This window comes from Catellatospora sp. TT07R-123 (assembly GCF_018327705.1).
GTDB lineage: Bacteria > Actinomycetota > Actinomycetes > Mycobacteriales > Micromonosporaceae > Catellatospora.
On sequence record NZ_BNEM01000001.1, the window covers coordinates 1,645,060 to 1,670,946 of the forward strand.

Annotated in this window: 22 protein-coding genes; 15 read left to right on the top strand and 7 right to left on the bottom strand. The window is 72.3% G+C overall.

What is annotated here, in order from left to right; translation table 11 throughout:
- Positions 1 to 79: 79 nt before the first annotated feature.
- From Cs7R123_RS06830 to Cs7R123_RS06840, 3 genes are read left to right on the top strand one after another with little or no spacing between them, the layout of a single operon-like run.
- The gene (locus tag Cs7R123_RS06830) at positions 80 to 988 is read left to right on the top strand and encodes an ABC transporter ATP-binding protein (protein ID WP_212824331.1); all 909 of its coding nucleotides are present in this window, start codon (positions 80 to 82) and stop codon (positions 986 to 988) included.
- Positions 985 to 2,610, top strand: coding sequence for an ABC transporter permease (locus tag Cs7R123_RS06835; RefSeq protein WP_212824333.1), 1,626 nt, complete (start codon positions 985 to 987; stop codon positions 2,608 to 2,610). Before Cs7R123_RS06830 ends, Cs7R123_RS06835 begins: the two co-directional genes overlap by 4 nt.
- A gap of 35 nt (positions 2,611 to 2,645) precedes the next feature.
- The gene (locus Cs7R123_RS06840; RefSeq protein ID WP_212824335.1) at positions 2,646 to 3,119 is read left to right on the top strand and encodes a GbsR/MarR family transcriptional regulator; all 474 of its coding nucleotides are present in this window, start codon (positions 2,646 to 2,648) and stop codon (positions 3,117 to 3,119) included.
- Positions 3,120 to 3,129: 10 nt separating this feature from the next.
- On the opposite strand, the gene Cs7R123_RS06845 is transcribed toward Cs7R123_RS06840, so the two are convergent.
- Entirely contained in the window at positions 3,130 to 3,648 is a 519-nt protein-coding gene (locus Cs7R123_RS06845; RefSeq protein ID WP_212824337.1) for a MarR family winged helix-turn-helix transcriptional regulator, read from the bottom strand.
- Positions 3,649 to 3,756: 108 nt separating this feature from the next.
- Here Cs7R123_RS06845 and Cs7R123_RS06850 point away from each other — a divergent pair, with 108 nt between their 5' ends.
- Positions 3,757 to 4,416: an FMN-dependent NADH-azoreductase gene (locus Cs7R123_RS06850; protein WP_212824339.1), complete on the top strand. Its 660-nt coding sequence runs from the start codon at positions 3,757 to 3,759 to the stop codon at positions 4,414 to 4,416.
- A 64-nt stretch (positions 4,417 to 4,480) separates the two neighbouring features.
- Here the strand turns inward: Cs7R123_RS06850 and Cs7R123_RS06855 are convergent, their stop codons facing one another.
- Both Cs7R123_RS06855 and Cs7R123_RS06860 read right to left on the bottom strand, forming a co-directional pair.
- Positions 4,481 to 5,050, bottom strand: a complete 570-nt coding sequence (locus tag Cs7R123_RS06855) for a DUF4291 domain-containing protein (protein ID WP_212824341.1) — start codon at positions 5,048 to 5,050, stop codon at positions 4,481 to 4,483.
- A 55-nt stretch (positions 5,051 to 5,105) separates the two neighbouring features.
- A complete protein-coding gene (locus Cs7R123_RS06860) occupies positions 5,106 to 5,435 on the bottom strand; it encodes a hypothetical protein (RefSeq protein ID WP_212824343.1) in 330 nt (109 codons plus the stop codon).
- Positions 5,436 to 5,580: 145 nt separating this feature from the next.
- On the opposite strand from Cs7R123_RS06860, the gene Cs7R123_RS06865 reads away from it, so the two are divergent.
- Positions 5,581 to 6,324, top strand: a complete 744-nt coding sequence (locus Cs7R123_RS06865) for an SDR family NAD(P)-dependent oxidoreductase (RefSeq protein ID WP_244871656.1) — start codon at positions 5,581 to 5,583, stop codon at positions 6,322 to 6,324.
- A gap of 78 nt (positions 6,325 to 6,402) precedes the next feature.
- Here the strand turns inward: Cs7R123_RS06865 and Cs7R123_RS40690 are convergent, their stop codons facing one another.
- From Cs7R123_RS40690 to Cs7R123_RS06880, 3 genes are all read right to left on the bottom strand, one after another.
- The gene (locus Cs7R123_RS40690; RefSeq protein ID WP_212829308.1) at positions 6,403 to 7,476 is read right to left on the bottom strand and encodes a hypothetical protein; all 1,074 of its coding nucleotides are present in this window, start codon (positions 7,474 to 7,476) and stop codon (positions 6,403 to 6,405) included.
- A 136-nt stretch (positions 7,477 to 7,612) separates the two neighbouring features.
- Positions 7,613 to 9,709 (bottom strand): ThuA domain-containing protein, encoded by a 2,097-nt coding sequence (locus tag Cs7R123_RS06875; RefSeq protein ID WP_212824345.1) that lies wholly within the window; start codon positions 9,707 to 9,709, stop codon positions 7,613 to 7,615.
- Between the two features lie 62 nt (positions 9,710 to 9,771).
- On the bottom strand, positions 9,772 to 12,606 hold the full coding sequence (locus Cs7R123_RS06880) for a PQQ-dependent sugar dehydrogenase (RefSeq protein WP_212824347.1): 2,835 nt from the start codon (positions 12,604 to 12,606) through the stop codon (positions 9,772 to 9,774).
- 338 nt (positions 12,607 to 12,944) lie between these two features.
- Between Cs7R123_RS06880 and Cs7R123_RS06885 the strand changes: the two genes are divergently transcribed.
- From Cs7R123_RS06885 to Cs7R123_RS06910, 6 genes are all read left to right on the top strand, one after another.
- Entirely contained in the window at positions 12,945 to 14,153 is a 1,209-nt protein-coding gene (locus tag Cs7R123_RS06885) for a S8 family peptidase (protein WP_244871657.1), read from the top strand.
- 760 nt (positions 14,154 to 14,913) lie between these two features.
- Positions 14,914 to 15,441: a toxin-antitoxin system HicB family antitoxin gene (locus Cs7R123_RS06890; RefSeq protein WP_212824351.1), complete on the top strand. Its 528-nt coding sequence runs from the start codon at positions 14,914 to 14,916 to the stop codon at positions 15,439 to 15,441.
- A gap of 120 nt (positions 15,442 to 15,561) precedes the next feature.
- Positions 15,562 to 16,395 carry a DUF4097 family beta strand repeat-containing protein gene (locus Cs7R123_RS06895; RefSeq protein ID WP_212824353.1) on the top strand — a complete coding sequence of 278 codons (834 nt, stop codon included), beginning with the start codon at positions 15,562 to 15,564 and terminating at the stop codon, positions 16,393 to 16,395.
- An 11-nt stretch (positions 16,396 to 16,406) separates the two neighbouring features.
- Positions 16,407 to 17,369: an ATP-binding cassette domain-containing protein gene (locus Cs7R123_RS06900; RefSeq protein ID WP_212824355.1), complete on the top strand. Its 963-nt coding sequence runs from the start codon at positions 16,407 to 16,409 to the stop codon at positions 17,367 to 17,369.
- Positions 17,366 to 18,151, top strand: a complete 786-nt coding sequence (locus Cs7R123_RS06905) for an ABC transporter permease (protein WP_212824357.1) — start codon at positions 17,366 to 17,368, stop codon at positions 18,149 to 18,151. The genes Cs7R123_RS06900 and Cs7R123_RS06905 overlap by 4 nt, the downstream gene beginning before the upstream one ends.
- 207 nt (positions 18,152 to 18,358) lie before the next feature.
- Entirely contained in the window at positions 18,359 to 19,618 is a 1,260-nt protein-coding gene (locus Cs7R123_RS06910; RefSeq protein ID WP_212824359.1) for a hypothetical protein, read from the top strand.
- A 71-nt stretch (positions 19,619 to 19,689) separates the two neighbouring features.
- Here the strand turns inward: Cs7R123_RS06910 and Cs7R123_RS40070 are convergent, their stop codons facing one another.
- Entirely contained in the window at positions 19,690 to 21,576 is a 1,887-nt protein-coding gene (locus Cs7R123_RS40070) for a glycosyl hydrolase family 18 protein (RefSeq protein WP_244871658.1), read from the bottom strand.
- A gap of 183 nt (positions 21,577 to 21,759) precedes the next feature.
- Here Cs7R123_RS40070 and Cs7R123_RS06925 point away from each other — a divergent pair, with 183 nt between their 5' ends.
- From Cs7R123_RS06925 to Cs7R123_RS06940, 4 genes are all read left to right on the top strand, one after another.
- On the top strand, positions 21,760 to 22,929 hold the full coding sequence (locus Cs7R123_RS06925; protein WP_212824361.1) for an RNA-guided endonuclease TnpB family protein: 1,170 nt from the start codon (positions 21,760 to 21,762) through the stop codon (positions 22,927 to 22,929).
- Positions 22,930 to 23,163: 234 nt separating this feature from the next.
- Positions 23,164 to 23,697, top strand: a complete 534-nt coding sequence (locus Cs7R123_RS06930; protein ID WP_212824363.1) for a GNAT family N-acetyltransferase — start codon at positions 23,164 to 23,166, stop codon at positions 23,695 to 23,697.
- Between the two features lie 32 nt (positions 23,698 to 23,729).
- On the top strand, positions 23,730 to 24,377 hold the full coding sequence (locus Cs7R123_RS06935) for a cyclopropane-fatty-acyl-phospholipid synthase family protein (RefSeq protein WP_212824365.1): 648 nt from the start codon (positions 23,730 to 23,732) through the stop codon (positions 24,375 to 24,377).
- Between the two features lie 111 nt (positions 24,378 to 24,488).
- The gene (locus tag Cs7R123_RS06940; RefSeq protein WP_212824367.1) at positions 24,489 to 25,847 is read left to right on the top strand and encodes a hypothetical protein; all 1,359 of its coding nucleotides are present in this window, start codon (positions 24,489 to 24,491) and stop codon (positions 25,845 to 25,847) included.
- Positions 25,848 to 25,887 lie beyond the last annotated feature (40 nt).

Sequence of the window (25,887 nt, forward strand, 5' to 3'; positions counted from 1 at the left end):
CTGGGGCGTGACGGGCTATACAAAATCGTCACGCCCCAGAACCTTCACGAAGTTATGAAAGAAGCGTACGTTCAGGGTCATGACTCACGCGATCTCCGCGACCGGTCTGACCAAGGCGTTCGGCCGTAGCCGAGCGCTCGACGGCCTGGACCTGACGGTCGCCACCGGCGAGGTGCACGGCCTGCTCGGCCCGAACGGCGCCGGCAAGTCCACCACCATCCGCGTCCTGCTCGGCCTGCTGCGCGCCGACTCCGGGCAGGTCCAGGTGCTCGGCGGCGACCCCTGGCGCGACGCCGTCGCGCTGCACAAGCGCCTGGCGTACGTGCCCGGCGACGTGAACCTGTGGCCCAACCTCACCGGCGGCGAGGCGATCGACCTGTTCGGCGACCTGCGCGGCGGCCTGGACAAGGCGCGGCGCAGCGAGCTGGAGGAGCGGTTCCAGCTCGACCCGACCAAGCGCTGCCGCACCTACTCCAAGGGCAACCGGCAGAAGGTCGCGCTGGTGGCGGCGTTCTCCTCCGACGTCGAGCTGTTCATCCTCGACGAGCCCACCTCCGGCCTGGACCCGCTGATGGAGGCGGCGTTCCAGCAGACCGTCCGCGAGGTCACCGCGCGCGGCGCCACCGTGCTGCTGAGCAGCCACATCTTCTCCGAGGTGGAGGCGCTCTGCTCGAAGGTGAGCATCATCCGGGAGGGCGTGACCGTGGAGACGGGCACGCTGGCGGAGCTGCGGCACCTGACCCGTACCACGATCACGGTGGAGACCGGGCGGCCGCTGGACGGGCTGGCGCAGCTGGCGGGCGTGCACGACGTGGAGGCCGATACCACCCGGGCCCGGTTCGACGTCGACGCGGCGGCGCTGCCCGGCGTGCTGGCACACCTGGCCTCGCTCGACGTCAAGGCGCTGACCAGCCAGCCGCCGACGCTGGAGGAACTGTTCATGCGTCACTACGGCCAGCAGCCCGCGCAGGCGGAGGCGGCTCGGTGAACGCGTACGCGGGCACCGGCCGCCTGGTCCGGCTCGCGATCCGCCGCGACCGCGTCCAGCTGCCGGTATGGATCATCGCCGCGGCGGCCCTGTCCTCGGCCGGGGCGAGCGCGGTCGCCAGTGAGTTCGCCACCGAGGAGTCCCGGGTCACCGCGCTCAAGGGCGCGGGCAGCAGCGCGGCGATCCTGGTGATGCGCGGCGTGCCGGTCGGCACCGACCTCGGCGCGCTGGTCAACTTCCGCAACCTGGCCACCATGCTCGTGGTGGTGGCCCTGATGAGCACCTTCGCCGTGGTCCGGCACACGCGCCAGAACGAGGAGAACGGCCGGGCCGAGCTGATCGGCGCGGGCGCGGTCGGCCGCCACGCCCCGCTGACCGCCGCGCTGGTCACCATCGGCCTGGCCAACGTGCTGCTCGGCCTGGTCGTCACCGCGACCCTGGTCGGCGCCAAGCTCGGCGCGGAGGGCGCGCTGGCGTTCGGGGCCGCGTGCGCGGTCACCGGCATCGCCTTCGCCGCGATCGCCGCCATCGCCGCCCAGCTGTTCCAGGGCGCGCGGGCGGCCAACGGCACCGCCGCGTCCGTGGTCGGCGTCGCTTACCTGGTGCGCGGCATCGGCGACGCGCTGGGCGAGCGGGCCGCCGACGGCATCCGGGTGGAACCGGGCTGGCTGACCTGGGTGTCGCCGCTGGGCTGGGGTGAGCTGGCCCGGCCGTACGGGCAGGAGCGCTGGTGGGTGCTGGCCGTGCCGGTCGCGGTCGCGGCGGTCTGCGTCGCGGTCGCGTACGCGCTGGTCGACCGGCGCGACGTCGGTGCGGGACTGGTCCCCGACCGGCCCGGCCCGGCCACCGCCGCGCGCGGCCTGCGCAGCCCGCTCGGCCTCGCCTGGCGGCTCAACCGGGGCTCCACGCTGGGCTGGGTGATCGGCGGCGCCGTGTTCGGGCTGGGCATCGGCTCGCTCGGCAAGGCCGTCAAGGACGCGCTCGGCACCAACCAGGGCGTGGTCGAGATGATGAACGGGCTCGCCGGTGGCGGCGGCCCCAGCCTGGTCGACGTCTTCTTCGGCGCCATGATGAACGTGTACGGCGTGCTCGCCGCCGGTTTCGTGGTGCAGGCGCTGCTGCGGCTGCGCGCCGAGGAGTCGGGCGGCACCGCCGAGGCGCTGCTGGCCACGGCTGTCGGCCGCATCCGGTGGGTCGGCGCGCACCTGGCGGTCGCCGTCTTCGGCGCCACCGCGCTGCTGGTGCTGGCCGGGGTGTTCACCGGGCTGGCCGACGCGGCGGCCGGCGGCGAGGTCGGCGTGCTGACGCTGGCCGGGGCGGGTCTGGCGCAGCTGCCGGGCGCGCTGGTGGTGGCCGGGTTCGTGCTGCTGGTCTTCGGCGCGCTGCCCCGCTACACGGTCGGGCTGGCCTGGGCGGCGCTGGTGGTGAGCATCACCTGCGGGCTGTTCGGCGACCTGTTCGGACTGCCGCAGGCCGTACGCGACCTGTCCCCGTTCACGCACGTGCCGGCCGTCCCGGCGGTGGACCCGACCGCCGGGCCGATCCTGGCCCTGCTCGGGGTCGCGATCGCACTGGCGGCGGCCGGAATGGCGCTGTTCCGGCGGCGCGACCTGTCCACCTGAGCAGTACGGACCGACCGGTGATGGAGGATGTGCGGATGGCCGAACGTGACGAGGAAGCCGTACGGCGTTTCGTCGAGCAGCTCGCGATGACGCTGTCCGACCTCGGCTTCCCCCGCATGCCCGCACGGGTGCTCGGGGCCCTGACCTGCGCCGAGGACGGGGTGATGACCGCCGCGCAGCTCGGCGAGTGGCTCGGGGTCAGCCCCGCCGCCGCCTCCGACGCCGTCCGCTATCTGGTCCAGGTCGGTCTGGTGCTGCGGGAGCCGGTTCCCGGTTCCCGCAGCACCCGCTACCGGTCGGTCAGCAACTCCTGGTACGTGGCCAGCGTCGCCAAGGGCGGCGTGTACAAAGTGGTCGCCGACGTGATGGCCGAGGGGGTGTCCGCCGTCGGCGCCGACTCCGCCGCGGGCGCCCGGCTCACCGAGATGACCGAGTTCTTCGTGTTCCTCCAGGACGAGATCGCGGCCCTGGTCGCGAAGTGGCAGGCCACCCGGGCGAACCGGCCCTGACCTGCCGGTCTCAGCAGGTCGGTGCCACGACCGCCGCGGCCGCCTGGCACGCGTGCTCGCCGTTGACCCGGTGGTGGTGCGCCACCCGCTGCAGCAGCGCGCGCAGCGTCTCGCGCTCGTCCTCCTCCAGCGCGGCGAGGATCTCCCGTTCCGCCCGCTCCAGCTCCCCGCGCACCCGCGCCAGCACCGCCCGGCCCTGCGCCGTGGGGACGAGGCGGCGCGCCCGCCGGTCGGCGGGGTCGGGCTGGCGCTCGATCACGCCGCCGCGCTCCATGTCGTCGACCAGGTACGTCATCACGGTGCGGTCGATGCCCAGCTGCTTGGCCAGCGCGAGCTGGCTGGCGCACACCCCGGCCGCCGACATCGCGAGCACCTGGTAGCCGCGCCCGCCGCCGGGCACGTCGCGGGCCGCGTCGGCGGCCGCCTTGAGGTACTGCCGGAACACCGCGCCCAGGGCCAGGCCGAAGTCGGTGTCGAAGCCCGGCTCGCGGCACACGTGCTCGTCGGCGGAGGCGGGTGTGGCGGTCACGGACCCGATGGTACGCGAGTGGCGACCCGGGTCGAGGTGTGCTAAGAACTAGATGTTCTGTTTCACAGAACATCTGAACGTAAGCTTTTCTCGGGAAGGCACGATGCCATGAACCTGTTCCGCCTCGACGCCAGCATCCGTATCGACGGATCGGTCAGCCGCGGGGTCGCCGATTCCGTCGAAGCGGCCTGGCGGGGGGACCAGCCGCACCCGGCCGTGCTGCGCCGCGACCTCGGCGCCGCGCCGCTGCCCGCGGGCGCCTGGGCCGACGCGGTCACGGGCGGCCACCTGCCCGCCGAGCAGCGCACCGCCCCGCAGACCGAGGCGCTGGCCCTGGCCGCCGAACTCGCCGACGAGGTCCTGGCCGCCGACGCCTACCTGCTCGCCGTCCCGCTGTACAACTTCGGGGTCCCGCAGCACGTCAAGACCTGGGTGGACCTGCTCATGACCGACCCCCGCCTGCGGCCCGGGTCGGGCCAGCCGCTGGCCGGACGCCCGGCCGCGCTCGTCGTGGTGCGCGGCGGCGGCTACGGGCCGGGCACCCCGCGCGAGGGCTGGGACCACGGCACGCCGTGGCTGCGGCGCATCTTCGGCGACGTGTTCGGGCTGGACCTGCACGAGGTCGAGGCGGAGCTGACCCTGGCCGAGGTCAACCCGGCGATGGAGGCGCTGCGCGGGCAGGCCGCCCAGTCGCTGCGCGACGCGCACAGCACCGCCCAGGACCACGGCCGCACCCTGGCCGACCGCGTCCGCACCCCGGTCGGCTGAGCAAGATCCGATACCGTGGACGCCAGGTGCTGCCAGAGCAACATCCAGCGTCCACGGTCTCAGATCATGATGCGAGCGGGTACGGCCGCTCGACCGGCAGCCGGGCCGCCGCGCCCGCCAGGTCGCCCGCCGCGACCAGGGCGCGGATCTCGCGGCAGCGCGCCGTGACGTCCTCGATCCCCAGCGTCCACTCGTCGACGTAGCGCCGCACCGCCTCGCCCGACAGCCCGATCTGGACCGCCCGGTGCGCCAGCGGCCGCAGGTGCAGGTCGCGTTCGGGGTCCCACTGCACCCGCACCGGGGCCCGCAGCGACTGCCGCCACTGCTCGCGATCGGCGTGCACGTCGGGCTCGTAGCTGCTCAGCGCGCTGTTGGCCAGCGCCCAGGCGAAGCCCTCGCGCCGGATCCGGATCGCCAGCACGTGCTCCTGGCCGGGCTTGGCCGCCCAGCCGCAGCGGTACATCATCCACAGGAACGACGGCTTGATCCAGGTCATCCGGTCCCGCTTGAACCCGTCCGCGAACCGCCCCGCCGCCACCGCCGGCACCGCGATCACCGGCGAATACGCCTGGTACACGGTGATCGAGTCCTCGTCGTAGCACGCCCTGATCTGGCGCGTCGGTGTCACGCTCACAGCCCACGACGCTAGCGCCGGCCCACCGGCCCTGTCCCGCGATATTCCGCCCGCGTCACCGCCGGCCGGTCACCTGCCCGACGGGCTCGATCTCCCGCGCGAAGACCGCCATCGCCAGCAGCAGAACCGGAAATATCGGCGTGGCGGCGGCCGCCACCGACAGCGGCGCCTCCAAGAGGATCCACTTGAACGGCGCACCGGGCCCGGCCGCCAGACCGGCCACGACCTTGTGGCACGCACCCAGACCGGCGCTGACCAGCAGGGCGATGCTCGCGGCCACCGTGAGGAAGGAGGCCGTCCCGCCGATCAACCGCCGCTTCGCGTATGCCATGGCGCCGATAAGCAGCGCCAACACCAGCAGCGCGATGTCGCCCCACACGTCCACGTCGTCTCCTTCTCGGATGTCCGGCGGCACACCGTAGCCGACGTGATCAACAGAGGGAAGACCGTGGCTGAACGGGCGGTGACGGCGGTCGCACTCTGCGGGACGCGGTCGCGGCCGGGGCCGGGCACTGGCAGGATCGACCGCCGTGGCAGCCCGCAAGCGCGTAGCGCTCATCACCGGCAGTTCCCGCGGCCTGGGCCGCGCCATCGCCAAGCGGCTGGCCCGCGACGGCATGGCGGTGGCGGTCAACAGCCGCCGCTGCGGCGGCCCGCTGGCGCAGCTGGTGGACGAGATCCAGGCCGAGGGCGGCACCGCGGCCGCGTTCGCCGCCGACGTCACCGACGAGTCGGCCGTCGCCGAGCTGGCCGCCTCCGTCGAGCGCTACCTGGGGAAGATCGACGTGCTGGTGCTCAACGCCACCGGCCCGCAGCCCGAGGCGCCGATCGCCGAGGCGGACTGGCGGGCACACCTGGACCAGCTCGCCTTCTTCGTGCAGAGCCCGGTGCTGCTCGGCCGCGCCCTGTCCCCCGGCATGGCCGACCGCGGCTGGGGCCGCATCATCCACATCGACTCCGAGATCGCCGACCGGCCGCCGGTGGGCTGGTCGGCGTACGCCACGGCCAAGAGCGGGCAGATCGGCCTGGCCCGCGCCTGGGCGCACGAGCTGGCGCCGCGCGGGGTGACGGTGAACACGGTCGCGCCGGGCTGGATCCCGGTCGAGCGGCACGAGGGCGACGAGACCGACGGCTACCTGGCCACGGTCCCGTCCGGCCGCATGGGCAGGCCCGAGGACGTCGCGCACGTGGTGAGCTTCCTCGCCTCCGACGGCGCCGGGTTCGTCACCGGCCAGCGCATCGTCGTCGACGGCGGCCGCAGCCTGCACGTCTGAGCCCGCCGGGCAGACATGGCGTAGTGGCTCACACCTCCATGTGGTGTACGGACACCACATGAGGTGTGAGCCGTGGCGTCACCAGGTCAGGCGGACGTGGCCGTCAGCGCCGGCCAGGCCGGTGGCACCGGCCGAGGAGCTGCTGCCGGCCGCGCCGCCCAGGGCCGCCAGGCTGCTGTCGTACGCCCCGTTGCCGCCCGCGCCGCCCTTGCCGCCCTTGCCGCCCGCGCCCCCGGCACCGCCGACGCCGTGCGCGACACCGCTGGTGACCGCGCCGCCCGCACCACCGGAGCCGACCGTCGACGCGCCCGCGCCACCGGCGCCGCCGTTGCCGTTGGTCGCGCCGTCGGCACCCGAGGCGCCACCGGTGCCGTCGGTGCCGTTACCGCCCTGGTTGCCGTCGGCACCGTCGGCGGCCGAACACAGGCGCGGCGAGAGCACCGTCCCGTGTCCGCCCGTGCCGCCCGCACCGGGCGTGGTGCTGCCGAGGCCGCCGGGCCGGGTCTGGCCGGGGCGGCTGGCGGTGGCGTCCTGACCACCGGGTCCGCTGTCGGAGAACGCCGGGCCGCCCGTGCCGCCCCCGCCGCCTGCGGCGGCGGTCAGGGTCAGCGGGGTGCCGTTGAGCAGCACGCTGATCTCGGTGGACGCGCCGTCGGCGCCGTCGGAACCGGCGGCGGTCGCCTGGCCCGCGTTGCCGTTGCCGCCGGGGGCGCTGGGCGCGCCGCCGGCCACGCCACCGGCGCCGCGCCCGCCGCTGCCGCCGCGTCCGATCACGACGGCGAGCTGGGCGGGCGGGAAGTCGGCGGGCAGGACGCACTTGACGTACTGGCCCGCGCCGCCCGATCCGGCACCCGCCCCGCCGCCGCCGGAGCTGCCGCCCGCGCCGCCGCCTCCGCCTCGGCCGAGCAGCGCCTTGCCGCCACCGCCGCCACCGCCGCCCCCGCCACCGGCGGTGCCGCCGCCCCCGCCACCGCCCGCGCCCCACAGTTCGAGGGTCACGGCGACACCCTGGGGCAGGTCGAAGGTGTACGTCCCGGCGTCGTCGTAAGCCTGCTCACCGGCTGCGACGGCGCTCCACGAGGGTGCGGCGCCGCCCAGCACGGCGGCTAGCAGAGCGGCACCGACGAGTGCAGCCCGATCGATCTTTCGCATTGGTCACCTTTCACAACGATTGGCCAGATCGTACGGAGCACGCCCCGCCGCGATCCGCCATCGCCACGCCAGTGACCTGCGGAAACTTACCGAAAGCGCGGGCCGGACGGGATGACCCGTCCGGCCCGCGATCACATCAGGGCAGGGTCCACTTCTGGTTGCCCGCACCCGCGACACAGGTCCACAGCTGCACGACCGTGCTGTCGGCCGAGTTGTTGCCCGACACGTCCAGGCACTTGCCCGACTGCGGGTTGCGCAGGGTCTGGTCCGACGACTGGTAGGTCCAGTTCTGGGCGCCGGAGCCGTTGCAGGTCCACAGCTGGATCTTCGTGCCGTCGGCGCTGCCGCCGCCGGAGACGTCCAGGCACTTGCCCAGCGCCCGCAGCGTCTGCCCGCTGACCGTCCAGTTCTGCGCGCCCGATCCGTTGCAGGTGTAGAGCTGGATCTGGGTGCCGTCGGCGGTGCCGGAGCCCCGCACGTCCAGGCACTTGCCCGCCAGGCCCTTCACCGGGCCGGTGCCCGGCGTCCCCGTCTTGACCAGCGTGAAGTCGTCGACGTCGAACAGGCCGGTGCCGGTGCCGGTGAACGTGAGGAACAGCGTCTGGTTGCCGGTGGGCACGCCGGTCAGCGGGGCGCTGACATCGGCGTACGTGCTCCAGCTGCCGGTGTTGGGGACGGCGACCGTGCCCAGGATCGGGCCGGTGGTCGAGCCGGTGCGCACCTGGATGCTGCCGCCCGGACCGCCGGACACGACGCGGGTGCGGAAGCTGGTCGCCCCACCGGTGTTGACGTTGGCGTACGAGGCCCAGTCGCCCGGGTCGACGTAGCCGAGCGTCTGCCCGTTGTTGGCGCCCGCCTTGGTGTACGCCTGCACGCCGCTGGCGGTGGTGAACGACTCCGCCTGCACCGTCACGTCGGTCGGGGCGCTGCCCAGCTCCTTGATCCGGACGTTGCGGAACGAGGCGGTGTCACCGGTGCCGTGGTTCTGGATGCCGATGTGCCCGGCCAGGCTCCGGACCGGATCGGTGTTGGTGAAATCGTTGATCTTCACGCCGTTGAGGAAGATCTGCAGCCGCTCGCCCTCGACCAGCAGCTCGTACGTGTTCCACTCGCCGGGCGGGTTGAGCGCGGCGTCGCGGGCGGCGAGGTCGGCCGACTTGAACGTGTACACCGAGCCGGTGGTCCGGTCGGCCGCGTCGGTGGCGTCGATCTGCACCTCGTAGCCGTTGTTCACCGCCGACCAGGGGTCGGTCGACGGCGGGAACCCGATGAACACCCCGGAGTTCGAGTCGCCGGTGAGCTTCCAGTCCAGCTTCAGCGAGTACGAGGTGAACTGCTTGGCGCTGTACCAGAACAGGCCCATGCCGCCGACCGTGGTCAGCGTCGCGTCGCTGTTGGTGAGGCTGCCCGGCCCGGCCTGCGACCAGCCCGTGGTCGAGCCGTTGTAGAGGGCGGTGTAGCCGTTCTCGGGGCGGCAGTCGGCCTTGGTCCGCCCCGCGGCGTACCGGATGCCGCCGAGCAGGTGCGCCCGGAACGCGGGGTCGGCGTACGACTCCTGGGTGTGCCCGGCGCCGGTGTAGAACGACCGGCCGCTGTCGATGGTCTTGCACCACGCGTGCGGGTGGTCGGCGCCCATGCCGCCGCCGGTGTACGACGACTCGTCCAGCGTGGCCAGCACCTTCGCGGTGGACCGGACGTTGGTCTGGTAGTTGTACCACTCGTCGGTGCGGGTCCAGGTCTGCGGCAGGTGCGCGGTCGCCGCCTTGCCCCGGTCCTCGATCTTCACGTTGGCCTGCTGGATCGCCGGGTGCGAGGCGAACCACGCCCCGACCAGGTTGCCGTAGAACGGCCAGGAGTACTCGGTGTCGGCGGCGGCGTGCACGCCGACGTACCCGCCGCCGCCGCGGATGTAGCTCTCGAAGGCGGTCTGCTGGGTGTCGTTGAGCACGTCGCCGGTGGTGTTGAGGAAGACGACCGCCTCGTACTGCGCCAGGTTGGCGGTGGTGAAGGCGGCGGCGTCCTCGGTGGCGGTCACGGTGAAGCTGTTGGCGGCACCCAGGTCGCGGATGGCCTGGGTGCCCACCGCGATCGAGTCGTGCCGGAAGCCGGCCGTCTTGGAGAAGACCAGCACGTCGTACGGGGCGTCGGCGGCCGCCGCCGGGCAGGCGGTGGCCGCGAGCACGGTCAGCGCGGCCGCGGCCGTGCCGAGCGCGGTTCGCAGGATGCTGCGCACAGTTTTGCTCCTTTCACGAGGGGGGCGGGCCGGGCAGGGGGTGCTGCCCGGCCCGCGGCTGGTCAGGACGGCAGGGACCACTTCTGGTTGGCCGCCCCGGCGGTGCAGGTCCACAGGTTCACGACCGTGCTGTCGGCCGAGTTGTTGCCCGCCACGTCCAGGCACTTGCCCGACTGCGGGTTGCGCAGGGTCTGGTCCGAGGACTGGTAGACCCAGTTCTGCGCCCCCGTACCGTTGCAGGTGTAGATCTGGATCTTGGCTCCGTCGGCGGTGCCGCCGCCGGAGATGTCCAGGCACTTGCCCATCGACCGCAGCGTCTGCCCGGTCACGGCCCAGGTCTGCGCCCCGGTCCCGTTGCAGGTGTAGATCTGCACCTGGGTCCCGTCCGCGTTGGACCCGCTGCGCACGTCCAGGCACTTGCCGGCCAGGCCCTTGATCGGCCCGACGCCCGCCGCCGTGGTGAACGTGAACGAGTCCAGGTCGAACAGCGCGCCCGTGCCGCCCGCGAAGGTCAGGAACAGCTGCGTGGTGCCGTTGGGCGGGCTGGTGATGGTGCCGCTGACGTTCGTGAACGTCTCCCAGCCGCCCGTCACCGGCACGGTCGCCGACCCGAGCACGGTGCCCGTGGCCGACCCGGCCCGCACCTGGAGCGTGCCGCCGACGCCGCCCGAGGACACCCGGGCGGTGAACCCGGTCGCGTTGCTCAGCCGGTACGGCGTGAACGAGATCCAGTCCCCGTTGTGGATGTCGCCGACGGTCTTGCCGCCCTCGGCCGTGGTCTTGGTGAACGTGTTGATCCCGAGCGAGGAGCCGAAGTGCTCGGCCTGCCGGTGCCGGGGCTGGAGGATGACCTGCGCGTGCGTGGTCAGGCCGCCGCCGTCGGTGTACTCCGCGTCGAAGATCGCGAAGATGTTCGCCGCGTCGTCGTGCTCGCCGTCGACCGGGATGGTCATCGTGCCCGAGCAGCCGTTCTTCGAGGTGATCTGGTGCCCGTGCTGGTCGTGGCCGAGCACGTAGGTCAGCTTGACCTTGGCGCAGTCGATCGCGCCGTCCTGCGTGTCGCTGACCGCGATCGAGTAGCTCACCGTGTCACCGAAGCTGAACAGCTGACCGTCGCCGGGCACGTTGAGCGACACGCTCGGGGCGGTGTTGCCGACCGTGACGATCACGCTGTCGCCGCCCGCGGCGCCCTGCGGGTCGCGTACGGTCAGCGTCGCCGTGTACGTCCCGTTGACCGTGTACGTGTGGCTCGGGTTGGCCGCCGTCGAGCTGGTCCCGTCGCCGAAGTCCCACGAGTAGGTCAGCGCCCCGCCCTCGGGGTCACTCGACCCGGCCGAGGAGAACGCGACCGCCAGCGGCGCCGAACCCGAGGTCGGGGTGCCGGTGGCGTTGGCGCTGGGGGCCCGGTTGCCGGTGCCGACGTACTCGAAGCGGTACAGCGCCGAGTTGGCGTCGCCGTTGAAGTAGCCGGTGCCGTAGTCGAGCACGTACAGCGCGCCGTCCGGGCCGAACGCCGAGTCCATGACCTGCTTGCCGGTCCACGGGAAGGCGTCGATGGTGCCGCGGCTGCCGTCGGCGTTGACGTGGATCGGCTTGATCCAGCCCCGGCCGAACTCGGTGGCGAAGAACAGCCCGTCCATGTCCTGCGGGAACTTGACCGTCGAGGTGGAGGAGGCGTTGTAGCGGTACACCTGCCCGGCCATCGGCGACTCCGAGCCGCCGCCGAACTCGCTCGGCGTGCCGCTGTCCCCGCCGTACTTGATCCACGCCGGGCGGGCGGGCGGCAGCGTGGTCAGACCGGTGTTGCGGAACGAGTTGTTGGTCGGCCCGCCCGCGCAGTTGAACTTCGGCCCGGTGGTCCCGGTGTTGAAGTCCCACTCGTTGTACGTCTCGGTGCTGGTGTTGGCCCCGGTGCAGTACGGCCAGCCGTAGTTGCCCGCCGAGGTGATCCGGTTGAACTCCACCTGCCCGCTCGGACCCCGGTTGGCGTCCGTCGTGCCCGCGTCCGGGCCGTAGTCGCCGACGTAGACCACACCCGTGGCCTTGTCGACGCTCATCCGGAACGGGTTGCGGAAGCCCATCGCGTAGATCTCGGACCGGGTCTTGGCCGTGCCCGGCGCGAACAGGTTCCCCGACGGGATCGTGTACGTCCCGTCGGCCGCGACCTTGATCCGCAGGATCTTGCCGCGCAGGTCGTTGGTGTTGCCCGCCGAGCGCTGCGCGTCGTAGCCCGGGTTGCGGTTGGTCCGCTCGTCGATCGGCGCGTACCCGGCCGAGTCGAACGGATTGCTGTCGTCACCCGTCGACAGGTAGAGGTTGCCCGCCGCGTCGAAGTCGATGTCGCCGCCGACGTGGCAGCACAGCCCCCGGTTCGCGGGCACGTCCAGCACGGTGACCTGGCTGGACATGTTCACCGTGAAGTCGGCGTTGAGAGTGAACCGGGCCAGCCGGTTGACGCCCGTCCAGGCCGTCCAGTCGGTCCCGGTGGCGGGCGCGTCACCGGCCGGGGTGGACAGCGGCGGAGCGAAGTAGAGGTAGATGTAGCGGTTGGTGGCGAAGCCGGGGTCGATGCCGACGCCCTGCAGGCCCTCCTCGTCGTGGGAGTAGACGGGGATGGTGCCGACCACCGAGGTGACCCCGGCGGCGTCGGTGCGCCGCAGCGTGCCGTTGCGCGCGGTGTGCAGCACGGACCGGTCAGGCAGCACCGCCAGCGACATCGGCTCGCCCATCTCGGCGACGCCCCGGGCCAGCTCGATCTGCTGGTATCCGGCCGGGTCGATGGTGTGCGCCGCCGCGGGGGCGGCGGTGGTGGCCACGGCCGCCAGGGCCGGGCCGGTGAGTAGCAGCGCGGCCGCTGCCGCGTGCTGGAGGGTACGTCTTAACGCGTGTCTGGACATGGGTGTCCGACCCTTCCTGACTGGGGGAGGCCAGGCAGGGCGCGCGCCGCCGCGCCGGATGCCGGGTGGGCTAGGGGTAACCGCGCCGCCGGTTACACGGACGAAACATTGATGACGGCCACCTTAGAGCACTTTTCATCGACGTGTCCAGACTTTCAGATGTGTCAACAAGAACTTCTGTCGATCTCACCGAAAGTCCTGTTCTGGCAGCGAAACGCCAGGTCCGACGTAAGGCCGAAAACGTCACATCCAAAGCATTGATTGACGTAACACTGTCTATGTAATCTCCCGGCCAGATGCCGTCCATCCAGGACGTCCACCGGTATGTGGAGGAAGACGTGTCACCCACACGGACCTGGCGCCACCGCCTGCTCGCCCTCGCCACCCTCACCGCCACCACCGCGGTCACCCTCGTGGCCCTGCCATCGGCCGCCACCGCGGCCGGAGCGCCGTACCGCGCCGTGCCCGTACGGATCACGGCACCGGCCGCCGATGCCGACACCGCCGTCATCCCGGGCGCCTACCTGGTGACGTTCCGCTCCGGCGCCGACCGGGGCACCGCCCTGCGCGCCCTGAAGGCCACCGCCCGCACCGACTTCGGCAAGGCGCTCAACGGCTTCGCCGCGGCCCTGACCGAAGCGCAGGTCACCGAGCTGTCGCACAGCGCCGACGTGGTCGCCATCGAGCGCGACGCCTGGCACCACCACGTCCTCGACACCACCCAGGCCAACCCGCCCGCCTGGGGCATCGACCGCATCGACCAGACCAACCTGCCGCTGTCGGCCAGCTACAGCTACACCGCGACCGGCGCGGGCGTGCACGCGTACATCATCGACTCCGGCGTCGACGCCGCCCACCCGAACTTCGGCGGCCGGGCGCAGTTCAACTACAACGCCGTGGACAGCAACAACACCGACTGCAACGGCCACGGCACCCACGTCGCGGGCACCATCGGCTCCACCTCGTACGGCGTGGCCAAGGCCGCCTCGCTGCACGGCGTCAAGTGGCTCAACTGCGCGGGCAGCGGCACCACCTCGGGCGCGGTCGCCGCGGTCAACTGGGTGACGGCGAACCACGTCAAGCCGGCCGTCGCCAACACCTCGTGGAACATCACGTACAGCGCGACACTGGCCACCGCGCTGACCAACATGATGAACGCGGGCGTCTTCCTGGCCACCTCGGCGGGCAACACCGGCAGCAACTCCTGCGACCGGCTGCCCCGCAACCTGACCGCCGCCCTGGTCGTCGCGGCCACCACCTCGACCGACGCCCGCGCCAGCTACTCCTCCACCGGCAGCTGCGTCGACATCTACGGCCCCGGCTCGGCGATCGTGTCGACCCTGCCCGGCAACACCACGGGCAGCTACAACGGCACCTCGATGTCGACCCCGCACGCCGCGGGCATCGCGGTGCTGTACAAGGCGACGTATGGCGACGCCAGCCAGGCCACCGTGCACGCCTGGATCGTCGACAACGCGACCACGGGCGTCGTCACCGGCACCCTCTCGGGCACCCCCAACCGCCTCCTCAACAAACGCACCCTCTGACCCCCACCTCACCCCAAGTTGCCGGGCAATCGGGCCATCAGCGCGCCAAGATACCCCCGATTGCCCGGCAACTCAGCCGCCCCCGGCCCCACTCCGGCCCCAGCTCCCGCCCCGGCCCCGGCACCCGCCCCGCCCCGGCCCCGGCACCGGCTCCCGCCCTGGCCCCGGCTCCGGCTCCGGCTCCGGCTCCGGCTCGATGATCGCCGTTTTCGGTCAGAAGGTGCTTGTCCAGCACAGGTTTCGACCGCCACCGGCGATCATCACGGCGATCGCAGACCTTGATCGGCGATTGTGGTCGGAATCCGTTCATCGCGTTCCGGCAGGTGGGACCCAGGCGGCATGCGTCGCGGCCCCGATCGCCGCCCGCGTCGAAATGGCAACCATGCCGCTCAGCAAAGGGGGACGAAAGCGACTTCGAGCGTCGACATTCATAGACGTTGGCCTATTACATCGAGGGTGATCTTCTGCCAGTCGATGTAATAGGCCAACGTCTATGGAAAACGGGCGGCGGCGGGGCGGGGCCGACCGGCGGGGCGCCCGGCCGACCTCGGGGCGCCCGGCCGACCTCGGGGCGCCTGGCCGACCGGCAGGGCACGTCGGGTGCCGGGAGGCGTGACCCGGAGTAGATGACGCGTGACCGGAGTGGGGACCAGGTCCGAGCTGCGGATTCGTCGCTTCGTCGCGGTCTTGGCTCAGCCGTGGCGCCATAGTGAGCCAGAGTGGGTTGCGTGTGGTGCCATTTTGGTGCCATAGTGACGTCATGGATTTGACGCCGTACGTCGAGACGCTGCGCCGCGAACTCGCCACCGCCGCCGAGGCCGGTGGCGACGACGCCCGCGCGCTCGCCGACCGCCTCACCGCGCCGCTGGAGTCGGCGGTGCGGCTGACGCTGCTCGAAGCGCTGTCGGCCGCCGCCGACGAGATCACCCGCGACATGGCGCCCGGCTCGGTCGAGCTGCGCCTGCGCGGCCGCGACCCCGGCTTCGTGGTGACCGTCCGCGACGGCGAGATCCCTCGGCCGCAGGAGCCCGCCGCGGCACCGGCCCCGGTGGCACCGGCCTCCGCACCGGCCGACGACGCCGAGCGCGGCCCGATGACCCGGATCAACCTGCGCCTGCCCGACGACCTGAAGACCCGGATCGAGGAGGCGGCCGCCCGCGAGCGGATGTCGGTCAACACCTGGCTGGTCCGCGCCGCGGCCGCGATGGTCGGCGCCGACGCCGCCCCGCGCCCGACCGCCGCCCAGATCACCGACAGCGGCCAGCGCTACACCGGCTGGGTCCGCTGACCCGCCGAGTCGCCGGGCAGTCGGGCACTCCGACCGTCGTGGGAAGCCCGATTGCCCGGCAACTCGGCGAATGAACTGACCAGGACTTTCTTTCCACCTACCCGCTGCGAGGGGACCACCATGCCCACTTTCGACACACCTGAAGCGATAACCGTCGATCTGCACCTGGCCGTCGGCGAGGTGCGCGTGCACGCCGCCGATCGGGCCGACACGGTCGTGACCGTGCGGCCCAGCAACAACAACGCGAAGTCGGTCAAGCTCGCCGAGCAGACCCGGGTCGAGTTCACGGCCGGGCGCCTGCTGGTCCGTACGCCGAAGACGAGCTCGCTGTTCGGCAAGCCCGGCTCGATCGACGTCGAGGTGCACGTGCCGGCCGGGTCCGCCCTGGAGGGCACGTGCTCGCTCGGGTCGGTGCGGGCGACGGGGCGGCTGGGCGAGTGCCGGTTCCGGACCGGATACGGCGATCTGAGCCTGCAGCAGACCGGCCCGCTGCGGGTGGGCACGGGCGCCGGGGACGTGTCGGTCGACCACGTCGACGGCGACGCCGAGGCCAGCACGGGCACCGGCCGGCTGCGGATCGGCCACGTCACCGGCGCCGCCGTCCTCAAGAGCTCCAACGGCGACACCTGGCTGGGGCGGGCCGACGGCCAGGCCCGCGTCAACGCCGCCAACGGCGCCATCACCGTCGGCCGTGCGGGCGGCGGGCTGACCGCCAAGACCGCGCACGGCGCCATCCGCGTCGAGAGCGCGGTGCGCGGCTCGGTCGTGCTCCAGACCGCGGCCGGGCAGCTGGAGATCGGCATCCCCGAGGGCACCGCCGCCTGGCTCGACCTCAACGCGTCCGGCACCGTACGCAACCAGCTGAACAGCGCCGAGGGGCCGCAGGAGACCGACGAGCGGGTCGAGATCCACGCGCGTACCCACTGGGGCGACATCGTCATCCACCGTTCCTGAAGGAGATCAGCATGACCACCCCCCGACCGGCGATCGCGGTCACCGGCCTGCGCAAGTCGTACGGCAAGTCCCCCGTCCTGCAGGGCCTGGACCTGCACGTGCCCGCGGGCACCGTCTTCGCCCTGCTCGGCCCGAACGGGGCCGGCAAGACCACCACCGTCAACATCCTGTCCACGCTGATCCGGGCCGACGGCGGCCAGGCGGTCGTGGCCGGGCACGACGTGGCCGCCGACCCCGACGGCGCCCGTGCCGCGATCGGCGTCACCGGCCAGTTCTCGGCCGTGGACAACCTGCTCACCGGCACCGAGAACCTGACGCTGATGGCCGACCTGAACCACCTGTCCAGGGCGGAGGGCCGCCGCCGGGTGGCCGACCTGCTGGCCCGGTTCGACCTGGCCGACGCGGCCGCCAAGCCCGCGGTCACCTACTCGGGTGGCATGCGCCGCCGCCTCGACCTGGCGATGACGCTCGTCGGCGACCCGAAGGTGATCTTCCTGGACGAGCCGACCACGGGGCTGGACCCGCGCAGCCGCCGGACCATGTGGGACGTCATCCGCGGCCTGGTGGCGGGCGGGGTGACCATCTTCCTCACCACGCAGTACCTGGAGGAGGCCGACCAGCTCGCCGACCGGGTGGCCCTGCTCGACCACGGCCGGATCATCGCCGAGGGCACTCCGGCCGAGCTCAAGCGGCTCATCCCCGGCGGGCACATCCGGCTGCGCTTCGCCGGGCCGGGCGAACTGGAGGCGGCCGCCCGCGCGCTCGGGTCGAACACCCGCGACGACGACGCGCTGACCCTGCAGGTGCCCAGCGACGGCGGGGTCCGCTCGCTGCGCGAGGTGCTCGACCGGCTCGACCGCGCCGACGTCGAGGTCGCCGAGCTGACCGTGCACACCCCCGACCTCGACGACGTGTTCCTCGCCCTCACCGGCAACCCCGACACCGCCACCACCCTCGAAGGAGCCACCCGATGAGCACCGCCACGTACGCGCTGCGCGACTCGACCACGATGCTGCGGCGGTACCTGCTGCGCGCGCGGCGATACCCGATGATCATGTATTTGATCGGCGTGCCGGTCGTGATGCTGCTGCTGTTCGTGTACGTCTTCGGCGGCACCCTGGGCGACGGCATCGCCGCCGGCGGCGGCCGCGAGGTGTACGCCAACTACGTCACCCCCGGCATCCTGCTGCTGGCCGTGGCGGGTGTCGCGCAGGGCACCGCGATCGGGGTGGCGCAGGACATGAGCGAGGGCATCATCGCCCGGTTCCGCACCATGGCGATCTTCCGGCCGTCCGTGCTGACCGGCCACGTGCTGGGCAACCTGGTGCAGATGCTGCTCGCCCTGGCCGTGGTGATCGGGGTCGCGGTCGCGGTCGGCTTCCGCCCGACCGCCGGGGTGGCCGAGTGGTTCGCCGCCGCCGGGCTGCTGACCCTGATCTCGCTGGCGATCACCTGGTTCGGGGTGGCCTGCGGCCTGGTCGCCAAGAGCATCGAGTCGGCCAGCAACCTGCCGATGCCGCTGATCCTGCTGCCGTTCATGGGCAGCGGCTTCGTGCCGACCGACTCGATGCCGGGCCCGATCGCCTGGTTCGCGCAGTACCAGCCGTTCACGCCGATGATGGAGACGCTGCGCGGGCTGCTGCTGGGCGGGCCGATCGGCGGCGACGCCGTGGGCGCCGTCGCCTGGGGCGCCGGTATCACCGTGGTCTGCTACCTGTGGGCCAAGCGGCTGTACCGCCGCGATCCGGTTCGCTGATCGCCGCTGGTACAGCATGCGCTCCCCGGCCTGGCCGCGGGGGCGCTTCGCGCTGTCGCGGCCGACGCGCCGCAGCCGCGCTGCCTGCGGACACTTTGCCCAAATCGCCGCCGATCCCGCCAATGCGCCGTATATTCTGCGCAAACAACAATCAATGGGTTGGACTCCGGCGCATCGTCGCCGGGGCCGCGGCGATGGGACGGCGCCATGAATCCTCATCTGTACAGCTCGACGCCGTCGCGACGCACCGTGCTGCGGGCGATCGCGGCCGGGTCGCTCGCCGCCATCCCCGGTCTGGCCGGGTGCGGCGGACCGGAGAAGCCGAAGGCGGTGCTGCCGCCGGCCACGCTCAACACGTTCGGCAACGCGCCGGCCGACTACCAGCGGCTGTCACTCAAGGCCGACGAGTACCAGCCCTGGGAGGGCGGGTTCCGCACCGCCGCCGCCAACAGCGACCCCAAGGTGTACGAGCGCTGGCACTGCGAGTTCATGACCGACGACGGCACGGTGGTGACCTTCACGCTGCGCACCCGCCCCGGCGACGCGCTCACCCTGAACCCGACCGAGCAGAACCGGCTGCCCGCCGCGAGCCTGATCATGTCGTTCCCGTGGGGCTCCAACTTCGACGTGGTGAAGACGTACAGCTGGAACCAGTTCTCCAGTGCGACCGACCGCTGCGACGTGAAGGTCGGCCCGTTCAGCCTCACCGGCGACACGAAGACCTTCCGGCTGACCGGCCGCGACGGCGACATCGGCCTCGACCTGACGCTGACCAACCAGGCCGCGCCGTTCCGGCCCGGCACCGGCGTGATCTTCCTCGGCAGCACCGACACGTACTACGGCTGGACCGCACCCGTGCCGACGGGCCGCGCCACCGGCACCCTGAAGATCTACGACGAGGTGCGGGAGTTCGACGGGCACGGCTTCCACGAGCACAGCTGGGGCAACATCCCGCTGCCCAGCGTGATCGAGCGCTGGAAGGCCGGCCGGGGCGTCGTGGGCGACTTCGCCATCCTGGGCATCGACGCGCAGCTGCGGCCGCAGTGGGGCTCGACCTACCTGCCGATGCTGGTCGTCGACGACGCCAAGAACCACAAGCGGCTCGTCGGCGCGTTCGGCGACGACGCGCTGAACGCGACCGAGTTCGAGCGGACCGGCGACGGCGAGAACGAGTCCTCGCAGGTCGAGTGGGTGTACACCGGGGAGAACGCGGCCACGGTCACCATGACCTCGACCAACACCGCGCTGGCGACCAAGCCGTACGTCATCAACGCCGCCACCGCCCAGCCGCCCAAGGGCGCGGCGAACTGGTACACCCGCTACGAGGCCAACATCTCGCTGACCACCGACGCCGCCTCGCCCGGGTACGCGGTGACCGGCAAGGGCACGCTCGACACCGCCCGGTACGGCCTGCTCGGCCCGGCCGCGCCCCAGCAGGCGGCCACGCCGCAGCCCACCGCCTCCTGAGACTGCGCAGTCTGCGCCAGAACGGCGAACGGCGGCCCGCAGGTCGGGCCGCCGTTCGCCGTGTCACCGGGTCAGGGCATGCCGACCAGGTGGCCGTGCACCGAGTTCGCGAACGCGTACCCGTTGCTGGCGTCCCAGTTGATCGACCAGGTCATGGCGCCGCGGATGCTCGGCCAGGCCGTCGGCGGCACGAAGCTGCCGCAGTTGGTCCGGGCCGCCAGGCAGTCCAGGGCGCTGTTGACCACGCTCGGGCTGACGTAGCCGCCGCCGGCCGCCTGGGTGGTGGCGGGCAGGCCCAGGGCGACCTGGTCGGGCCGCAGCGCGCTCTGGAGCTGGATGCAGGCCAGCGCGGTCATGAAGTTGATCGTGCCCTGGGAGTACGCGAACTGCTGGTCGCAGCCCAGCATGCTGCCCGAGTTGTAGAACTGGGTGTGCACGATCGTCAGGATGTCCTTGATCGCCAGGGCGAGGGCGAAGTAGCTCGACCCGGTCGACTGCATGTCGATCGTCTGCGGCGCCATCGTGATGATCAGGTTCGTGCCGACCCGCGAGCGCAGGTTGCGCAGCGCCTGCTCCATGTAGGTCGCGTTGAGCCCGTTCTCCAGGTCGATGTCGACCCCGTCGAACCCGAACGTCGTGATCAGGCTGTACAGGCTGTTGGCGAAGTTGGTCGCCGCCGTCGAGCTGGCCACCGACACGGTGCCCTTCTCGCCGCCGACCGACAGGATCACCTTCTGGTTGCGCGAGTGCAGGGTGGAGATGTCGGCGGTGAACTGGGCGTTGGTGTAGCCGCCCAGCGCCGAGGACAGTCCGGAGTCGACGTTGAACGTCACCGCGCCCTGGGTGCTCGCGTTCGCCTCCGCGAAGGCGACGGCCACGATGTCGTACGTGGTCGGCACCGACGACAGGCGCAGCGGCGTCGCCCCGTTGGTGAAGTTCTGCCAGTACCCGGTCAGCACGTGCTTGGGCAGGGTGCCGGTGGTGCAGCCGGTGGTCGTGCCGGTCACCGAGACGGCGGTCGACTCGCCCGTGCCGTTGTAGGCCTTGACCGTGTAGGTGTGGCTGGAGCAGGTGCCCAGGCCCGACAGGGTCGCCGCCAGGGCGGTGACGGTGGCGCGCAGCGTGCTGCCCTCGTACACCCGGTAGCCGGTGATCGTGCCGGTGCCCGCGTTCCAGGCGATGGACAGCGAGGTGTCGGTCGCGCCGGTGACCCGCAGGTTGCTGACCGGGCCGGGCACGCCGGTGGTGCAGCCCGTCGTGGTGACGGTGACGCTGCCCGAGCGCGCGGACTCGCCGGTGCTGTTGTACGCCGCCACCGAGTACGTGTGCGTGCTGCACGCGGCCAGGCCGCTGATGGTGGCCGAGGTGCCGGTCGGCGAGGAGACGACCGTGCTGCCCTCGTACACCCGGTAGCCGCTGACGGTGCCGGAGGAGGCACCCCACGACAGCGCGATCGAGGTGTTCGTGATCGTGCCCGCGACCGGGTTGCCCGGGACGCCGGGGACGGAGGTGCCGCCCTGGCCCTGCACGGACACGTCGTCGGCGTAGTAGGAGCCCTGCGCGTACCAGCCGTGCAGGTAGACCTGGGTGGAGGAGCTGCTGGCGGTGAAGGTCACCGTCAGCTGGGTCCAGTTGGCGGCGCTCGGCGTCCAGGTCGAGGCGCCGCCGGTGACACCGAGGTAGACGTAGTTGCCGCGCACCCACGCGGTCAGCGTGTACGAGGTGCCCGACACGGTCGCCACGGTCTGGTTGCACTGGGCGCTGTCGCTGCTGGACGCGGCGCCCTGCAGCGCCTTGGTGCCGGTGCGGACCGGGGTGGACACGACGCTGCCGGTGCTGCCGGAGCAGGTCCACGGGGACAGGCTGCCGGACTCGAAACCACCGTTGCTGATCAGTTCGGCGGCGCCGGCCGGGGCGGCCAGGGTGGTCACCGCGAGGGTGGCGACGAGAGCGGTCATCGTAGCTGCGAGGGACATTCGCAGTCTGTTCATCGGACTTCCTTCGTGGGTACCCCCGCCTTCGGGCGGGGGAGGAAACGAAGCTCCTGCACAGCAGCGCAGGAGCAGCCGATTCGCCGCTGAGGCGAACCGGGGTCTAACCACCGCGGTGGGAATGTCACCGGGTGTTGCTAGCTTTCCGGCGTGACCGCACCGGTGAAACGGGCTTTCCGGTACCGCTTCTACCCGACCGACGTGCAGGCAGCGCTGCTGTCGCGCACGTTCGGGTGTGTGCGCAAGGTCTACAACCTGGCCCTGGCGGCACGGACCGAAGCATGGACTCAGCGACAGGAGCGGGTCGGGTACGGGGCGACGTCGGCGATGCTGACCGCGTGGAAGGCCACCGAGGAACTGGCTTACCTCAACGAGGTCTCCTCGGTGCCGCTGCAGCAGACCCTGCGGCATCTGCAGACCGCGTTCGCGAACTACTTCGCCAAGCGGGCCCGCTACCCGCGGTTCAAGTCCAAACGCAGATCCCGGCGCAGCGCCGAGTACACCGCCAGCGCGTTCCGCTACCGCGACGGGCAGCTGACCCTGGCCAAGACGACCGAGCCGCTGAACATCGTCTGGTCGCGGCCCCTGCCCGAAGGTGCACGGCCTTCGACGGTGACCGTCAGCCAGGACTCGGCGGGACGCTGGTGGGTATCGCTGCTGTGCGACGACCCCACCGTCCGGCCACTGCCCGCGACCGACCGGGCGGTGGGTATCGACGTCGGGATCGGGCATCTGCTCGTCCTGTCGACCGGCGAGAAGATCATCAACCCCAGGCATGAGCAACGCGACCGTAAGCGGCTCGCCCGCGCCCAGCGCAACCTGTCCCGCAAAGCCAAGGGCGACGGGACCAACCGAGCCAAGGCAAGGGTCAAGGCCGCCCGCGCGCATGCCCGCATCAGCGACCGGCGCCGTGACCACCTGCACCAACTGACCACTCGACTCGTGCGCGAAAACCAAGTGCTCGTGATCGAGGATCTTTCGGTGTGCAACATGGTCAAGAACCGGAGCCTGGCGCGGGCGATCTCCGACGCGGCCTGGCGGCAGCTGCGCACCATGCTCGAATACAAGACGGCGTGGTACGGCCGGCAGCTGATCGTGGTCGACCGCTGGTTTCCCAGTACGAGACTGTGCTCGGCCTGCGGCACCCTCGCCGACCGGATGCCCCTGCAGGTGCGCAGCTGGACATGCCGGTGCGGCACGACCCATGATCGCGACATCAACGCCGCGAAGAACATCCTGGCCGCCGGACTGGCGGTGTCGGCCTGCGGAGCCGGTGTAAGACCTCAACGGGACCCCTCCCGCACGGGCGATCGGCAGTGAAACAGGAAACCCGAGGGCGACCAACGGAATCTCCCGCCTTCAGGCGGGAGACGAAGTCAACGCTGCTCCGTTCTGACGGGGGAAGCGCGTCTCTGGGACGAGAGCGGTCTTCAGATCGTCCCCAGTCGATGATTAACAGTCAAGAATACTTACTATTAAATCCCACATTTCGAGAACAGCGGTCCCACCTGGACGGGGATCGGCGGCCGCTCGGCCCGGTTTAAGGTAGACGCCATGCCCGAGCTGATCACCCCGGACACCGCGCTGCACCAGCGCTGGCTCGACTGCCGCGACGACTGGGGCCGCGACGTCGTCCAGAACGGCAGCGGGCTGCGCGAGGGCCTCGACGTCGACGACCCGGTCGTGTTCGCACAGTTCGTCGCGCGGCTGCACTGCTCGGCCGACGTCACGGTCGCACCGCCCGAGGGCATGGTGCACGCGACGTACTGGTGGGTGGTCGACCGGGGCGAGATCGTCGGCTCGATCTCGCTGCGGCACGAGCTCAACGACTTCCTGCTGCACGCGGGCGGCCACATCGGCTACGGCATCCGCCCGGCGGCCCGCGGGCGCGGCCTGGCCGGCTGGGCCCTGGCCGAGGTGCTGGGGCACGCCCGCGCGCTCGGCCTCGACCGGGTGCTGGTGACCTGCAAGGACGACAACACCGCGTCGGCGCGCACGATCGAGCGCAACGGCGGCGTGCTGGAGGACGTCCGCGACACCGAACTCGGCCGGACCAGGCGATACTGGATCGACCTGACCGCAGCCTGACGCGGCGGGTGCGGGTACGACAGGAGCGCGCCATGTCCCACGACCACGCCGACGCCCACCAGACCGACGAGCAGCTCTGGGAGGACCGCTACCGCGGCAGCGAGCAGGTGTGGAGCGGAAAACCCAACGCGGCGCTGGTCCGCGAGGCGGCCGGGCTGACGCCGGGGACGGCGCTGGACCTGGGCTGCGGCGAGGGCGCCGACGCGATCTGGCTGGCCGCGCACGGCTGGCGGGTCACCGCGGTCGACGTCTCCCCCACCGCGCTGCGGCGCGGCGCCTCCCACGCGGCCGTGGCCGGGCTGGGCGACCACATCGACTGGCAGCGCCACGACCTCGCCGCGTCCTTCCCCGACGGGAAATACGACCTGGTCAGCGCATTCTTCCTGCACTCGCGCGGCCCGCTGCCGTGGCGCGACGTCCTCCGGTCGGCGGCCGCGGCGGTGGTCCCGGGCGGGGTCCTGCTGGTCGTCGGGCATTGCGCGTTCCCGTCCTGGCACACCGGGCACCACGACGACGTCGAGTTCCCCGGCCCCGACGACGTGCTCGGCGCGCTGGCGCTGCCCGATCACGAGTGGGAGGTGCTGGTCCGGGAGGCGTACGAGTTCGACGCCACCGGCCCGGACGGCCAGCCCGGCACCCGCAGCGACAGCACCGTCAAGGTCCGCCGCCTGGCCGACTGATCAGCCGGATGGAAATCTGCGACTGACAGCCGGGGCGCGATGGGTTAGGCTGCGCGCGATGAATACCTCTTTCGGCAGAACGGGGGTTCCGTTCGCAATAGGTGAGTGCTGATGCGCTCCCTGCTTGCGTACGGAGACACCCGTCTCCCCTTCTGGCAGCACGTACGCGAATACGCCGTGCCGCCGACGATGATCGAAACCGCGACCGCCCGCCGTGCCGCGGGCGACTGGGCCGGGGCGTGCGCCGCCGCCCGCGTCGACGTCGACCTGGACCCGAGGGCCGCGGCCCGCGCGTACGGGCGGCGATTCGCCACCGGTCTGCACGACGACCTGCGCCACCTCGCCCCGGACCTGCTGCGCTGGCACCTGCCGCGCACCGCCCCGGACGGCCTGCTGCGCCCCGGTCTGACCGTCTCGCTGGCCCGCTACCACCCGGCCGGGCCCACCCGGGCCGTGCACCTGGTGGTCCGCACCCCACCGTCGTGGGCGGACTCCGGCCAGCGGATCAGCCTCGCCCTGTGGGACGAGCATCCCGCCGGACGGGCGGCCGACGTGCATCCGCATCCGCATCCCGACCGGCGGTTCCGGCTCGACCTGCACCGCCACCTGTGGGACGCCCGGCGCGCCGGTGAACTGCGGCAGCGGTCCGGCGCGGACCGCCCGCCCGGCCTGGACCCGCCGCCGCCCGGCCCGGTGCCGCCGGACGCGGGCTGCGCCGCCGACCGCTGGGCGGCCGAGGCGGCGCTGCTGCTGCGTGCCGACGGCCACCGCGGCGGCCCGGTGACGGTACGGCTGCACGGCCGCCACCGGCTGCGCCTGGACCCGTCCGACGGCGGCACCCGCCTGTCGGCACTGCCGCCCGCCAGGCGGGACGACCCGGCGAGCCCGCTGCTGCCGTACGCGGCGACGTGGGTGCCGCCCGACCTGGAGCTGCTGCGCGCCGGGGCGGTCGCAGCGGAGCGGCTGCACCCGCTGGTCGCCGCCGCCCTGGCGCCGGACCTGCCGTCCACCCCGGACCGGACCGACGACACCGCGCCCGGCGTGCGCGTCGTCGAGTGCGGCGGGGTGCGGCACCGGATCGGCGTCGTGGACGGGGTCCTCGTCCCGCTGGACCACGGCCCGGCCGAGCTGCACCGCGAGGCGCTGCTGGTCGCGCTGGGCGGCAGCCCGCTGCCGTGCCTGCGCGCGATCGACCAGGCCCACCGCAGCCCGGAGTGCCTCGTCGACGTCCGGGCCCGCCTGGACCACGGCGACACCGACGGGGCGCTGGCCGCCGTCGAGACGCTGCTCGGACCGGACGTGCTGCTCCGCGGCGGCGCGCTGCGCGACGAGCTCGAATTCGCGGTGCAGCAGCAGGTCACGCACGGGCTGTACCGGTCCGGGCTCGCCGGGCCCGGTCCGGTCCGGGCGCCGAACGACGGCCGCCGCCTCACCCACCGGCCCCGGCCACGCCGGGCCACCCGGCGCTGACCCGCGCCCGCACCGACCTCCACCCTTCGCCGCATCCGGC